The sequence below is a fragment of the Streptomyces sp. NPDC051578 genome (assembly GCF_044454045.1).
GTDB lineage: Bacteria > Actinomycetota > Actinomycetes > Streptomycetales > Streptomycetaceae > Streptomyces.
This window is the reverse complement of record NZ_JBITDH010000001.1, coordinates 1,837,517-1,850,500: the sequence shown is the minus strand read 5'-3', so window position 1 is coordinate 1,850,500 and position 12,984 is coordinate 1,837,517. Positions and strand designations below refer to the sequence as shown.

The window sequence follows — 12,984 nt, the reverse complement described above, 5'->3', positions numbered from 1 at the left end:
TGTCACAGCGGCCCGCCGTCGCGTCCCCGTACGGCGGACGGTCGAGTCCCGACGGCTGATGGGACAGAATGAGCCCGTGCCTTTCCTGTTGCTGATCGAGGACGACGACGCCATCCGCACGGCCCTCGAACTCTCCCTGTCCCGCCAGGGCCACCGTGTGGCCACCGCGGCGACGGGCGAGGACGGCCTGAAACTGCTGCGCGAGCAGCGGCCGGACCTGATCGTGCTGGACGTGATGCTGCCCGGGATCGACGGCTTCGAGGTGTGCCGGCGGATCCGGCGCACCGACCAGCTGCCGATCATCCTGCTGACCGCGCGCAGCGACGACATCGACGTGGTGGTCGGGCTTGAGTCCGGAGCCGATGACTACGTTGTCAAACCCGTCCAGGGCCGGGTGCTCGACGCCCGCATCCGGGCCGTGCTGCGCCGCGGCGAACGCGAAGCCAGTGACTCCGCCGTGTTCGGGTCCCTGGTCATCGACCGCGCCGCCATGACGGTGACGAAGAACGGCGAGGACCTCCAACTCACCCCGACCGAGCTGCGCCTGCTGCTGGAGCTCAGCCGCAGGCCCGGCCAGGCGCTGTCGCGGCAGCAGTTGCTGCGCCTGGTCTGGGAGCACGACTACCTCGGTGACTCGCGCCTCGTCGACGCCTGCGTGCAGCGGCTGCGCGCGAAGGTCGAGGAGGTCCCCTCCTCGCCCACGCTGATCCGTACGGTCCGCGGCGTCGGCTACCGCCTGGACTCCCCGCAGTGACCAAGCAGTTCCTGCGGGGAGTGTTCGCGGGCCGGCGCTGGACCAGCCTGCGGCTGCGGCTCCTCGTGGTGTTCGCCCTCGTCGCGCTGACGGCCGCCGTGTCCGCCTCCGGGATCGCCTACTGGCTCAACCGCGAGGCGGTGCTCACCCGTACCCAGGACGCGGCCCTCGGCGACTTCCGCCAGGAGATGCAGAACCGGGCCGCTGCGCTGCCCGCCGACCCGACGCCGGACGAGTTGCAGCGCACCGCCGAGCTGATGGCGGGCAGCAGCCCCGGGTACAGCGTGCTGCTGGTGGAGGAGCGGAAAGACGGCCGCAAGGTGTTCGGCGCGGCGGGCCCCGACTCCTTCGGGCTGGGCGACGTACCCAAATCCCTCCAGAACGCCGTGAACGACCGGCAGAAGACGACGGCCGCCAACGACGCCGAGTACCACATGTACTGGCAGCGCACGAAGCCGCACGGCAACCCGTACCTGGTGGGCGGCACACGGATCGTGGGCGGCGGGCCGACGGGCTACATGTACAAGTCCCTCGCGCAGGAACGGGACGACCTCAACGCGCTCGGCTGGTCGCTGACCATCGCCACGGGTCTCGCGCTGCTCGGATCCGCGCTGCTGGCGCAGGCCGCGGCCCGGACCGTGCTCAAGCCCGTACAACGGCTGGGGGACGCGGCGCGCCGGCTCGGGGAGGGCGAACTGGACCACCGGCTCGACGTGTCGGGGACCGACGAACTCGCCGACCTGTCGCACACCTTCAACAAGACGGCGGAGGCGCTGGAGAAGAAGGTCGCCGACATGAGCGCCCGGGAGGAGGCCAGCCGGCGCTTCGTCGCGGACATGTCGCACGAACTGCGCACACCGCTCACGGCCTTGACGGCGGTCGCCGAGGTGCTGGAGGAGGAGGTCGACGACCTCGATCCGATGATCGCACCGGCGGTGGCGCTGGTGGTCAGCGAGACCCGGCGGCTGAACGACCTGGTGGAGAACCTGATGGAGGTCACCCGCTTCGACGCGGGGACGGCGCGCCTCGTACTGGACGACGTGGACGTCGCCGACCAGGTCACGGCCTGTATCGACGCGCGGGCGTGGCTGGACGCCGTGGAACTGGACGCGGAGCGCGGGATCGTGGTGCGGCTCGACCCGCGGCGGCTCGACGTGATCCTTGCCAACCTCATCGGCAACGCGCTCAAGCACGGCGGTTCGCCGGTGCGGGTGTCGGTGCGGGTGGAGGGGGAGTGGCTGCTGATCGTGGTCAAGGACAACGGCCCGGGCATTCCGGAGGAGGTGCTGCCGCACGTCTTCGACCGGTTCTACAAGGCGAGCGCGTCCCGGCCGAAGTCGGACGGGAGCGGGCTGGGCCTGTCCATCGCGATGGAGAACGCGCACATCCACGGCGGTGACATCACGGCCGCGAACGGCAGCGAGGGCGGGGCGATGTTCACGCTGCGGCTGCCGGTGGACGTGGGGAAGGTGATCGCCGGTGAGGCGTAGGACTGGGCGGGGTGCGGCGCGCGGCGCGGGGCGGACCGCGGGGCTGCTGCTGACGGCGGCCGTGACGGTGGCCGGCGTCGGCGGCTGCGGGATCCGGGCGACGACCGTGCCGGTGGACGTGGGCGCGGCGCCGTCGCGGGTGTCGTGCGACACCCCGGCGCAGCCGGGCGGGCAGCAGCCGAGCGGGGTGCCGGGGTTCCGGGCCACGGTGGAGCTGGTGTGCGGGTCCCAGCTGGTGGGCGTGGAACGGGTGGTCCCCGTGCCCGAGAAGCGGCCGGCGCGCGACCCGGTGGTGCTGGCGGCGCAGGCGCTGCTGGAGGCGCTGGAGCGGGAGCCGTCGGCGCAGGAGCGGGACGCCGGATTCTCGACCGGGGTCCCGAACGGGCTGTCGGCGGTGCCGACGCGGCCGGGCGACCCGGCGGGGACGGTGCGGCTGAGCCGGAAGCCGGAGGACCTGCCGCCGGTGGCGCTGTCGCAGGTCGTGTGCACGATGGCGGACAGCGAGGCGGTGTCGGCGGGGCCGGGGCCGGTGGTCCTGGGCGGGCCGGACGCGGATCCGCCGAGGGCGTGGGAGTGCAGTGACGCCGTCCGCTCCAGGCCGGAGTCGGTGCCGACGCTGGGGGACGTGGTCCGCCCGTCGCCTTCCTGACGCGCCGTGCCCCGGGACGCTCCGGCCCGCCGCCCCGGACCCTTCGGCTGACCCGCCGCGTCCCCGGGCCCGACGAGGCCGGGCGTGCGGCCGTGACGCCCGTCATCGTGCGACCCTGCCGCCGACGGCAAGGCCGACCCCGGCAGGCGGGGAGCCCGGTATGAAACGGCGACGGCCCCCCGGGCCGGGGAGGCGCGGGGGGCCGGGTGGGCGTGCGGGGACTGCCGGGGCGCCCGGGGGACGGGCGCGCCGGGCGGGTCAGATGCCCATGGCCGCCGAGAGGTCCTTCTTGATCGCATCCAGGATCTCCTGGCCGCGGGTGCGGGACGGAGCGAGGTCGGAGGCTTCGGAGACCGGGACCACGACCTCCAGGTAGCACTTGAGCTTCGGCTCCGTGCCCGACGGCCGGACGATCACACGGGCCCGGTAGTCGCCCTCCAGGTAGTAGCGCAGGCCGTCCGTGGGGGGCAGCGCCTGCGTGCCGTGGCTGAGGTCTTCGGCCGAGGTGACCCGCAGCCCCGCCAGGGACACCGGCGGCTGCGCGCGCAGGGCAGCCATCGCGGAGGCGATGACCGACAGGTCCGAGACCCGTACCGAGAGCTGGTCGGTGGCGTGCAGGCCGTGGGCCATCGCCAGGTCGTCCAGCAGGTCGCTCAGGGTGCGGCCCTGCTCCTTGAGCTCCGAGGCGAGTTCGGCGATCAGCAGGGCGGCGGTGATGCCGTCCTTGTCGCGGACGCCCTCGGGGTCCACGCAGTAGCCGAGCGCCTCCTCGTAGCCGTAGCGCAGGCCCTCGACGCGGGAGATCCACTTGAAGCCGGTGAGCGTCTCCTCGTAGGGGAGGCCCGCCGCGTCCGCGATCCGGCCCAGGAGGCTGGAGGAGACGATGGACTCGGCGAAGACGCCGCGGACGCCCTTGTGGACCAGGTGGGCGGCCAGGAGCGCGCCGACCTCGTCGCCGCGGAGCATCCGCCAGCCGCCGTCGTCCGGGACGGCCACCGCGCAGCGGTCGGCGTCCGGGTCGTTGGCGATGACGATGTCCGGGTTCACCTCGGCGGCCTTCGCGAAGGACAGGTCCATCGCGCCCGGCTCCTCCGGGTTGGGGAAGGCGACCGTCGGGAAGGCGGGGTCCGGTTCCGCCTGCTCGGCCACCAGCACCGGGGTGGGGAAGCCGTGCCGGGCGAAGGCGGCCGTCACGACGTCCTTGCCGACGCCGTGCATGGCCGTGTAGACGGTCCGCACGCCCCGGGGGGAGCCGGGGGTCAAGACGGCGTCCGTACGGGCCAGGTAGGCCTCCAGGACCTCGTCGCCGAGGTCCTCCCAGCCGGACTCGGGGCGCGGTACGGAGGCGAGGGTCGTGATCCGCCCGATCTCCGCCGCGATCTCGGCGTCCGCCGGGGAGACGATCTGGGAGCCGTCGCCGAGGTAGACCTTGTAGCCGTTGTCCCGGGGCGGGTTGTGGCTCGCGGTCACCTCGACGCCGGCGACGGCGCCCAGGTGCCTTATGGCGTACGCGAGGACGGGCGTCGGCAGGGGGCGGGGCAGGACGGCCGCCCGCAGACCGGCGCCGGTCATGACGGCCGCGGTGTCACGGGCGAAGTCCGCCGACTTGTAGCGCGCGTCGTAGCCGACGACGACCAGGCCGCCGGCGTGGCCCTGGGCCTTGAGGTAGGCCGCGAGGCCCGCCGCGGCCCGGATGACCACGGCGCGGTTCATCCGCATCGGGCCCGCGCCCAGCTCGCCGCGGAGCCCGGCGGTGCCGAACTGCAGCATGCCGGAGAAGCGGTCCGCGAGTTCCGCGGTGTCGCCCGCCTCGACGAGCTCGGCGAGTTCGGCCGCCGTCTGCGGGTCCGGGTCCTCGGCCAGCCACGCCCGGGCCCGGGTGATCAGGTCGTCCTGCACTTCCTGCACTACTTCCGCCTTACCTCTCGTACGGTCCTCAGATGCGGGCGAGGACCTGGGTCAGCAGCTTGCCCATGCGCGAGGCCGAGTCACGGCCGGCCTGGAGCACCTCTTCGTGGTTCAGCGGCTCGCCGGACAGGCCCGCCGCCAGGTTGGTGACCAGGGAGATGCCGAGCACCTCGGCGCCGGCCTCACGGGCGGCGATGGCCTCCAGGACGGTGGACATGCCGACCAGGTCCGCGCCCATGACGCGGATCATGTTGATCTCGGCCGGGGTCTCGTAGTGCGGGCCGGGGAACTGGACGTAGACGCCCTCTTCGAGGGTCTCGTCGATCTCCTTGCACAGCGCGCGCAGGCGCGGCGAGTAGAGGTCGGTGAGGTCCACGAAGTTGGCGCCGACGATCGGCGAGGTGGCCGTCAGGTTGAGGTGGTCGCTGATCAGGACCGGCTGGCCGGGCTTCATGCCCTCGCGCAGGCCGCCGCAGCCGTTGGTCAGCACGACGGTCTTGCAGCCGGCGGCGACGGCGGTACGGACGCCGTGGGCGACGGCGGCGACGCCGCGGCCCTCGTAGAAGTGGGTCCGGCCGAGGAAGAGCAGCGCGCGCTTGTCGCCGATCTTGTACGAGCGGATCTTGCCGCCGTGGCCCTCGACGGCGGGCGGCGGGAAGCCGGGCAGCTCGGTGACCGGGAACTCGGCCTCGGGCGCACCGAGCGCCTCTGCGGCGGGGGCCCAGCCGGAGCCCATGACGAGGGCGACATCGTGGGTTTCGGCGCCGGTCAGCTCGCGCAGGCGGGCGGCCGCGGCGGTGGCGTCGGCGAAGGGGTCGGTTACAGATGCGTTCACGCTGACGAGCGTAACCGTTCCTGGCCTACGCGCGTAGATGGCACAGGTCACGGTGTTCGGATCGTTGCCTTGTCGTTTCCACCGAAATGACACCCGGTGGCCGCAGGGGCCTCAGCAGGGGCGCTTGCGCAGTTCCATCACGTAGTCGTGCGGCGCGCCCGCCGACTCGGCCGCGTCCGCGATCTCGCCGAGGTAGCGCGCGGAGGGCAGGCCGCCCTCGTAGCCGTTCAGCACGTACACCCAGGCGGCCTCCTCGCCGTCCAGGGTGTGCACCCGGATCCGCATCCGGCGGTAGATGTCGAGCCCGACGCCCTCCCAGCGGTCCATCGAGTCCTCGTCGAGCGGCGCGATGTCGTACAGGGCGACGAAGACCTGCTGGCGGGGCGCTTCCACGATCGTGGCGAGGGCGCCCTCCCAGCCCATCTGCTCGCCGCCGAAGGTCAGCCGCCAGTCGTTGATCCAGCCCGTGCCGCGCAGCGGCGAATGCGGAGCGCGGCGCGTCATCAGCCGCGGGTCGAGGTTGCCGGCGTACGCGGCGTAGAGCGACATGAGGTCGAGGGTACGGGAGGGGCGGCCCGGGCGGCGTGCCCAGGCGGATGACCGGGGGCCGGCCACAGGATGACCGGTTCGGCGGAGCCGATGGCGGGACCGGGCGTGAAGCACCTTGAAGCGTGCGGGACAATGGGGCACGGAATGCATCCCCCGGGGAGACCCCCCGGAAGCCCCGGCCGGGGCGGCAGCCGGCCGGGTAGACGTGAGGCGGAGTTTTCGTGACCCGGATCGTGATCATCGGCGGCGGACCCGGCGGGTATGAGGCGGCCCTCGTAGGGGCTCAGCTCGGCGCGGAGGTGACCGTCGTGGACTGCGACGGACTCGGCGGCGCCTCGGTACTGACCGACTGCGTGCCCTCCAAGACCCTCATCGCGACCGCCGAGGTCATGACGACCTTCGACTCGTCGTACGAGGAGCTCGGCATCGTCGTCGCGGATGACACGCCGCACATCGAGCAGGCCGCGCGCGTCGTCGGCGTCGACCTCGGCAAGGTGAACCGGCGCGTCAAGCGCCTCGCGCTCGCCCAGTCGCACGACATCACGGCCTCCGTCACCCGGGCGGGCGCACGCGTCATGCGCGGCCGCGGCAAGCTCGGCGGCCCGCAGGGCATCGACGGCACCAGGGACGTCATCGTCACCGCGGCCGACGGCTCCGAGACGATCCTGACCGCCGACGCGGTGCTGATCGCGACCGGCGGCCACCCCCGCGAGATCCCCGACGCGATGCCCGACGGCGAGCGCATCCTCAACTGGACCCAGGTCTACGACCTCGACGAGCTCCCCGAAGAGCTCATCGTCGTCGGCTCCGGTGTGACCGGCGCCGAGTTCGCCGGCGCCTACCAGGCCCTCGGCTCCCGCGTGACCCTGGTGTCCTCGCGCGACCGGGTGCTGCCGGGCGAGGACCCCGACGCCGCCGCCGTCCTGGAGGACGTCTTCCGCCGCCGCGGCATGAACGTCATCGGCCGCTCCCGCGCCGAGTCCGCCAAGCGGGTCGGCGACCGGGTCGAGGTCACCCTCTCCGACGGCCGGGTCATCAGCGGCACCCACTGCCTGATGGCGGTCGGCGCCGTCCCCAACACCCAGGGCATGAACCTGGAGGAGTCCGGAGTCCGGCTCAAGGAGTCCGGGCACATCTGGACGGACAAGGTGTCGCGCACGTCCTCGCCGGGCGTGTACGCCGCCGGTGACGTGACCGGCGTCTTCGCGCTGGCGTCCGTCGCCGCCATGCAGGGCCGGATCGCGATGTACCACTTCCTCGGGGACGCGGTCGCCCCGCTGAACCTCAAGACGGTCTCCTCGAACGTCTTCACCGACCCCGAGATCGCCACCGTCGGCTACACCCAGGCCGACGTGGACGCCGGCAAGATCGACGCCCGCGTCGTGAAGCTCCCGCTGCTGCGCAACGCACGGGCGAAGATGCAGGGCATCCGGGACGGCTTCGTGAAGCTGTTCTGCCGCCCCGGCACCGGCATCGTGGTCGGCGGCGTGGTCGTCGCGCCGCGCGCCAGCGAGCTCATCCACCCCATCTCGATCGCGGTGGACAACAACCTGACGGTCGAGCAGATCGCAAACGCGTTCACGGTGTACCCCTCCCTGTCCGGCTCGATCGCCGAGGTGGCGCGCCAGTTGCACACCCGCAAGGTCGCCGGGGAGGCGTAACCGCCGCGAACCGCCCTGTTCCACAAGGGATTTGGGGCGACGGGAGGGGCCGGAGCGCACTGTTCACGCAACTGTCCGGCCGCGTATACCACTTGTCGCCCCACCTTATGGACAACTTCGGTATTCCGGCGGAAGGAGCTGAAAGCAGTCGGTCGTCCGGGTTACTGTCAGTTTCGTGTTCGCTGCAGAACGTCGCCAATTGATCCTCGAAATGGTGCGGGCCAACGGAGCGGTATCGCTCCGTGAGCTCGCCCGCGTCGTCCAGACCTCCGAAGTGACCGTACGGCGGGACGTGCGGGCACTGGAGGCAGAAGGACTCCTCGACCGCCGGCACGGCGGTGCGGTCTTGCCGGGCGGTTTCACGCGGGAGTCCGGCTTTCCGCAAAAGTCCCATCTCGCCACCGCGGAGAAGACAGCCATCGCGGACGTCGCGGCCGGCCTCGTCGAAGAGGGCGAGGCCGTCGTCGTCGGCGCGGGTACCACCACCCAGGAGCTGGCCCGCCGGCTCGCGCGGGTGCCCGGGCTGACCGTGGTCACCAACTCGCTGCTCGTCGCCCAGGCGCTGGCCCATGCCAACCGGGTCGAAGTGGTGATGACCGGCGGGACCCTGCGCGGCTCCAACTACGCGCTCGTAGGCAGCGGCGCCGAGCAGTCCCTCCAGGGGCTGCGGGTGTCGCGGGCCTTCCTGAGCGGGAGCGGCCTGACGGCCGAGCGCGGCCTGTCCACGTCCAACATGCTCTCCGCGAGCGTGGATCGGGCACTGGTGCAGGCGGCCGCGGAGGTGGTGGTCCTCGCCGACCACACCAAGCTGGGCACCGACACCATGTTCCAGACCGTGCCGACGGACGTCATGACACGGCTGGTGACCGACGAGCCGCCGCCGCACGACGACCGGGCCGCCACCGAACTCCAGGCGCTGGCCGACCAGGGCGTGCAGATCACGGTGGCGGGCGGCGCGACGGCCTCCGGCGGCGAGGGGATGGCGGGGCGCCGGCCCCGGCGCGAGTCGCCCCTCCCGGTGCAGCGGCGCGGCGGTCCGACGGCGCAGCTGCGCAGCGCGCCCGCCTCGATGCTGGAGCAGGCCGCTGCCGGGGACCGGCCCCGGGTCGCGGACATGCGCCGGCGCTGAGCGGGAGGCCGGCGGTGCGGTGGGCGCCTACCTCGCCGCTGTGCAAGGGCCTGCGGCCGCACCGGCGTTCGCGGGACCACGTCCCGCACGGCGCGCCCGGAACCCCGCCGACAGTCCCTGGGCGCCCCGGCGCGGCGTGATCTGCCCCGGGGCGGTGCCGGGGCACGTCCCGGGACCCGTACCCGGGCCCCGTGCACGCGAAGGCCCCCGCCCGACCGGACGGGGGCCTTCGCGATGGGGCGTCAGTCCTTGATCTCGCAGATCACCGCGCCCGAGGTGAGGCTGGCGCCCACCTCGGCGGACAGGCCGACGACCGTGCCGGAGCGGTGCGCGTTCAGCGGCTGCTCCATCTTCATGGCCTCCAGGACGACGATCAGGTCGCCCTCGTTGACCTGCTGGCCCTCTTCCACGGCGACCTTGACGATCGTGCCCTGCATCGGCGACGCCAGGGTGTCGCCCGAGGCGGCCGGCCCCGACTTCTTCGCGGCGCGGCGCTTCGGCTTGGCACCGCCCGCCGCGGCCGTGCGGGCCAGCGTCATGCCCAGCGAGGACGGGAGGGAGACCTCCAGCCGCTTGCCGCCGACCTCGACCACCACGGTCTCGCGGCCGGGCTCCTCGTCGGCCTCCTCGGCGGCGGGCGCCGTGAAGGCCGGGATCTCGTTGACGAACTCGGTCTCGATCCACCGCGTGTGGATCTTGAACGGGGTGCCGTCGGCCGGGGCGAACGCCGGGTCGGCGACGACCGCGCGGTGGAACGGGATGGCGGTGGCCATGCCCTCCACCTCGAACTCCGCCAGGGCGCGGGCGGCACGCTGGAGGGCCTGCTCGCGGGTGGCACCCGTGACGATCAGCTTGGCCAGCAGGGAGTCCCACGCCGGGCCGATGACCGAGCCGGACTCGACACCGGCGTCCAGGCGGACACCGGGGCCCGAGGGCGCGGCAAACTTCGTCACCGTGCCCGGGGCCGGCAGGAAGCCGCGGCCCGGGTCCTCGCCGTTGATGCGGAACTCGAAGGAGTGGCCGCGCAGCTGCGGGTCGTCGTAGCCGAGCGCCTCGCCGTCGGCGATGCGGAACATCTCGCGCACGAGGTCGATGCCGGCGACCTCCTCGGTGACCGGGTGCTCGACCTGGAGGCGGGTGTTGACCTCCAGGAAGGAGATGGTGCCGTCGGTCCCGACGAGGAACTCGACGGTGCCCGCACCCTGGTAGCCGGCCTCCTTGAGGATCGCCTTGGACGCCGCGTACAGCTCGGCGTTCTGCGCCTCGGTGAGGAACGGCGCGGGCGCCTCCTCGACGAGCTTCTGGTGGCGGCGCTGGAGCGAGCAGTCACGGGTGGAGACGACCACCACGTTGCCGTGCGAGTCGGCCAGGCACTGCGTCTCGACGTGGCGCGGCTTGTCGAGGTAGCGCTCCACGAAGCACTCGCCCCGGCCGAACGCGGCTACGGCCTCGCGCACGGCGGAGTCGTACAGCTCCGGGACCTCTTCGAGGGTGCGGGCGACCTTGAGACCGCGACCGCCGCCGCCGAAGGCGGCCTTGATCGCGATGGGCAGGCCGTGCTCCTTGGCGAAGGCCACGACCTCGTCGGCCCCGGACACCGGGTCCGGGGTGCCGGCCACCAGCGGGGCGCCGGCGCGCTGGGCGATGTGACGGGCGGCGACCTTGTCACCGAGGTCGCGGATGGCCTGCGGCGGCGGGCCGATCCAGGTCAGGCCCGCGTCGATGACGGCCTGGGCGAAGTCCGCGTTCTCGGACAGGAAGCCGTATCCGGGGTGGATGGCGTCAGCACCGGAGTCGGCTGCTGCCTGGAGGACCTTCTTGATGTCCAGGTAGCTGGCGGCCGGGGTGTCACCGCCCAACGCGAACGCTTCGTCTGCCGCGCGGACGTGCAGCGCGTCCCGGTCCGGGTCGGCGTAGACGGCTACGCTCGCGATCCCGGCATCCCGGCAGGCACGGGCAACGCGGACAGCGATTTCGCCACGGTTGGCGATGAGCACCTTGCGCACGATGGCTCCTCCTAGAAACAAGCTGAGTTTAGGGACAGCTGACACGGCCTTTCGACCCCTATCCGCAGGTGAGCTTCCCCACACAGAGCGTGATAGCGAGGCTTGCCCGAGCCCAGAAACCCTTGTGTCGCCCCAGGTCAGGGAGATCCCCGACTGCACAGTAACCCCGTCGCGCAGCCGAGGTCTCTGTTCACCGGGTCAGCGGCCCCTGGTGAATCTTTGTGGAGTCCCTACGAACGGCCTATGCATTCTTTGCGTGAGAGCCGTCACGCGGGCCCGTCCGCAACCAAGCTGCCCGCACCCCTTGTCCACACGTTTACCCATGAGTAGCCTCCAGGCGTCGAACAGGCTTCTGGATCCCGGCCTGTGGCTTCTGGGGATGGGGGCGTCGTGCTGCGCAGACTCGTGGCCGCACTGGCCGCGATCGTGCTCGTCGTGGAAGCGGCGGTGCTCGTACTCGTGCACGTCGTGCTGGCGAAGGCGACGCAGAACCAGTCGATGTCGATCGCCGGCAGCGACCCCGACCTCATGGCCCGGGCGACCTACGGCCTCGGGGCGGTGATGGGCGCCTTCCTGCTGCTCTGCGCCGTCCTGCTGGCCGTCACCGCCGTACGGGACCGGGCGCCCGGCCGCTTCGCCCGCGTCGTCCTGGTGGTCGCCGCCGTCACCCACGCGGTGCTCGGCGCCCTCGCCCTCGGACTGGTGGGCTGGGGCGCCTTCGCCGCCTTGATGGTGATCCTGTGCCTGCTCGTACTGGCGCTGGTGCTCTACGCCCTGCCGCCCGTGGGGGGCCAGGACGTCCAAGGCGCCCCGCCGGCCGGACCGGGGGAGCTCAGGCCCACAAATCCGTGATGGACACGCCCAGTTCGGCCAGCAGCGAGCGCAGCAGGGGCAGGGAGATCCCGATCACGTTGCCGTGGTCCCCGTCGATGCCGTCGATGAAGGGCGCCGACAGGCCGTCCAGGGTGAAGGCGCCCGCCACGTGCAGCGGCTCGCCGCTGGCCACGTACGCGGCCACCTCCGCGTCCGTCGGCTCGCCGAAGCGGACCGTCGTGGACGCCGTGGCCGAAACCTGACGGCCGCTCGCCGTGTCGATCACGCAGTGCCCGGTGCGCAGCACCCCGGCCCGGCCGCGCATCGACTTCCAGCGGGCCGTGGCCTCCTCGGCGTCGGCCGGCTTGCCGAGGGCCTCCCCGTCCAGCTCCAGTACGGAGTCGCAGCCGATCACCAGCGCCCCCGCGGCCTCGTCCAGGGCCGCCACCACGGCGGCCTTCGCCTCGGCCAGCGCCAGCGCCAGCTCGGACGGCGTGTCGGCGGAGAGGGCGTCCTCGTCGAAGCCGCTGACGATCACGTGCGGGGCGAGCCCGGCCTGGCGCAGCAGGTTCAGCCGGGCGGGCGAAGCGGAGGCGAGGACGACGGAGCGGGGCGCGGCAGCAGTCATGCCAGCCATCGTAGGGGCCTGCGGGCGGGCGCGCGGACGGCTCCCCAGGGGCCCGGGCCGGGCCTCAGAACGGGCCCACGCCGAGGACGTACACCACGACGATCATGGCGAGGGCGAGCACCACGATCAGCCGCCGCAGCATGTCTTGCGCGTCGCGCATGTCCTTCGGCGGCTCGTCCTTCGGGTCTGACCAGAGCATCCTCCGATCCTTGCCCCACGCAGGACGGTGGCGCCTGAGTACGCGTACTCAGGCGCCACCGTCCGTTCACGCCATCTTCGCGGCGGCGAACCCTGTGCGGACCCGCCCCCTGCGATCCGGCCCTCTGCGCGGGCTCTGCGACCCGTCCCTCACACGGGCCAGTACGTGCGCCCCCAGGCGCGCGGACCCGGCTGCGGCAGCGTCCGCCGCGCCACCCGCGCGGGCGCCGACCACTCGTCCGCGACCCCGGGCGCGCCCGACGGCGCGGAAGCCAGCGCCGCCGCGCGCGCTTGGACCACCGCCAGTGCGGCGGCCAGCTCCTCCGGCGTCGGATTCCCCTTGACGACCTTGATCACCACAGGA

13 protein-coding genes are annotated in these 12,984 nt (G+C 72.7%); 6 read left to right on the top strand and 7 right to left on the bottom strand.

Annotated elements, in window-relative coordinates:
* Window positions 1-76 precede the first annotated feature (76 nt).
* Genes afsQ1 through ACIA6C_RS08285 form a run of 3 tightly spaced genes read left to right on the top strand, consistent with a single transcriptional unit; the run spans window position 77 to window position 2,893 of the window.
* Window positions 77-754 carry a two-component system response regulator AfsQ1 gene (gene afsQ1, locus ACIA6C_RS08295; protein WP_180291024.1) on the top strand — a complete coding sequence of 226 codons (678 nt, stop codon included), beginning with the start codon at window positions 77-79 and terminating at the stop codon, window positions 752-754.
* The gene (locus ACIA6C_RS08290; RefSeq protein WP_361129449.1) at window positions 751-2,244 is read left to right on the top strand and encodes a HAMP domain-containing sensor histidine kinase; all 1,494 of its coding nucleotides are present in this window, start codon (window positions 751-753) and stop codon (window positions 2,242-2,244) included. Before afsQ1 ends, ACIA6C_RS08290 begins: the two co-directional genes overlap by 4 nt.
* Entirely contained in the window at window positions 2,234-2,893 is a 660-nt protein-coding gene (locus ACIA6C_RS08285; RefSeq protein WP_399273749.1) for a hypothetical protein, read from the top strand. The genes ACIA6C_RS08290 and ACIA6C_RS08285 overlap by 11 nt, the downstream gene beginning before the upstream one ends.
* A gap of 258 nt (window positions 2,894-3,151) precedes the next feature.
* On the opposite strand, the gene ACIA6C_RS08280 is transcribed toward ACIA6C_RS08285, so the two are convergent.
* The 3 genes from ACIA6C_RS08280 to ACIA6C_RS08270 all read right to left on the bottom strand — a co-directional run bounded on the left by ACIA6C_RS08280 (window position 3,152) and on the right by ACIA6C_RS08270 (window position 6,185).
* The gene (locus ACIA6C_RS08280; protein WP_361129844.1) at window positions 3,152-4,792 is read right to left on the bottom strand and encodes a phospho-sugar mutase; all 1,641 of its coding nucleotides are present in this window, start codon (window positions 4,790-4,792) and stop codon (window positions 3,152-3,154) included.
* A gap of 37 nt (window positions 4,793-4,829) precedes the next feature.
* Window positions 4,830-5,636, bottom strand: coding sequence for a purine-nucleoside phosphorylase (locus tag ACIA6C_RS08275; RefSeq protein WP_329197751.1), 807 nt, complete (start codon window positions 5,634-5,636; stop codon window positions 4,830-4,832).
* A 111-nt stretch (window positions 5,637-5,747) separates the two neighbouring features.
* Entirely contained in the window at window positions 5,748-6,185 is a 438-nt protein-coding gene (locus ACIA6C_RS08270; RefSeq protein ID WP_136217134.1) for a gamma-glutamylcyclotransferase, read from the bottom strand.
* A 221-nt stretch (window positions 6,186-6,406) separates the two neighbouring features.
* On the opposite strand from ACIA6C_RS08270, the gene ACIA6C_RS08265 reads away from it, so the two are divergent.
* Window positions 6,407-7,846, top strand: coding sequence for an NAD(P)H-quinone dehydrogenase (locus ACIA6C_RS08265; protein WP_361129437.1), 1,440 nt, complete (start codon window positions 6,407-6,409; stop codon window positions 7,844-7,846).
* Between the two features lie 175 nt (window positions 7,847-8,021).
* Window positions 8,022-8,975 carry a DeoR/GlpR family DNA-binding transcription regulator gene (locus ACIA6C_RS08260; protein ID WP_361129434.1) on the top strand — a complete coding sequence of 318 codons (954 nt, stop codon included), beginning with the start codon at window positions 8,022-8,024 and terminating at the stop codon, window positions 8,973-8,975.
* A gap of 242 nt (window positions 8,976-9,217) precedes the next feature.
* On the opposite strand, the gene ACIA6C_RS08255 is transcribed toward ACIA6C_RS08260, so the two are convergent.
* The gene (locus ACIA6C_RS08255; protein ID WP_399273746.1) at window positions 9,218-10,981 is read right to left on the bottom strand and encodes an acetyl/propionyl/methylcrotonyl-CoA carboxylase subunit alpha; all 1,764 of its coding nucleotides are present in this window, start codon (window positions 10,979-10,981) and stop codon (window positions 9,218-9,220) included.
* A gap of 390 nt (window positions 10,982-11,371) precedes the next feature.
* Here ACIA6C_RS08255 and ACIA6C_RS08250 point away from each other — a divergent pair, with 390 nt between their 5' ends.
* Entirely contained in the window at window positions 11,372-11,833 is a 462-nt protein-coding gene (locus ACIA6C_RS08250) for a hypothetical protein (protein WP_399273744.1), read from the top strand.
* Here ACIA6C_RS08250 and ACIA6C_RS08245 read toward each other — a convergent pair.
* From ACIA6C_RS08245 to ACIA6C_RS08235, 3 genes are all read right to left on the bottom strand, one after another.
* Window positions 11,814-12,422 (bottom strand): Maf family protein, encoded by a 609-nt coding sequence (locus tag ACIA6C_RS08245; protein ID WP_399273742.1) that lies wholly within the window; start codon window positions 12,420-12,422, stop codon window positions 11,814-11,816. The two genes, ACIA6C_RS08250 and ACIA6C_RS08245, sit on opposite strands and share 20 nt — an antisense overlap.
* A 64-nt stretch (window positions 12,423-12,486) precedes the next feature.
* Window positions 12,487-12,621, bottom strand: coding sequence for a morphogenic membrane protein MmpB (mmpB, locus tag ACIA6C_RS08240; RefSeq protein ID WP_361129422.1), 135 nt, complete (start codon window positions 12,619-12,621; stop codon window positions 12,487-12,489).
* Between the two features lie 149 nt (window positions 12,622-12,770).
* The gene (locus tag ACIA6C_RS08235; protein ID WP_361129841.1) at window positions 12,771-12,977 is read right to left on the bottom strand and encodes an acyl-CoA carboxylase epsilon subunit; all 207 of its coding nucleotides are present in this window, start codon (window positions 12,975-12,977) and stop codon (window positions 12,771-12,773) included.
* Between the last annotated feature and the right edge of the window lie 7 nt (window positions 12,978-12,984).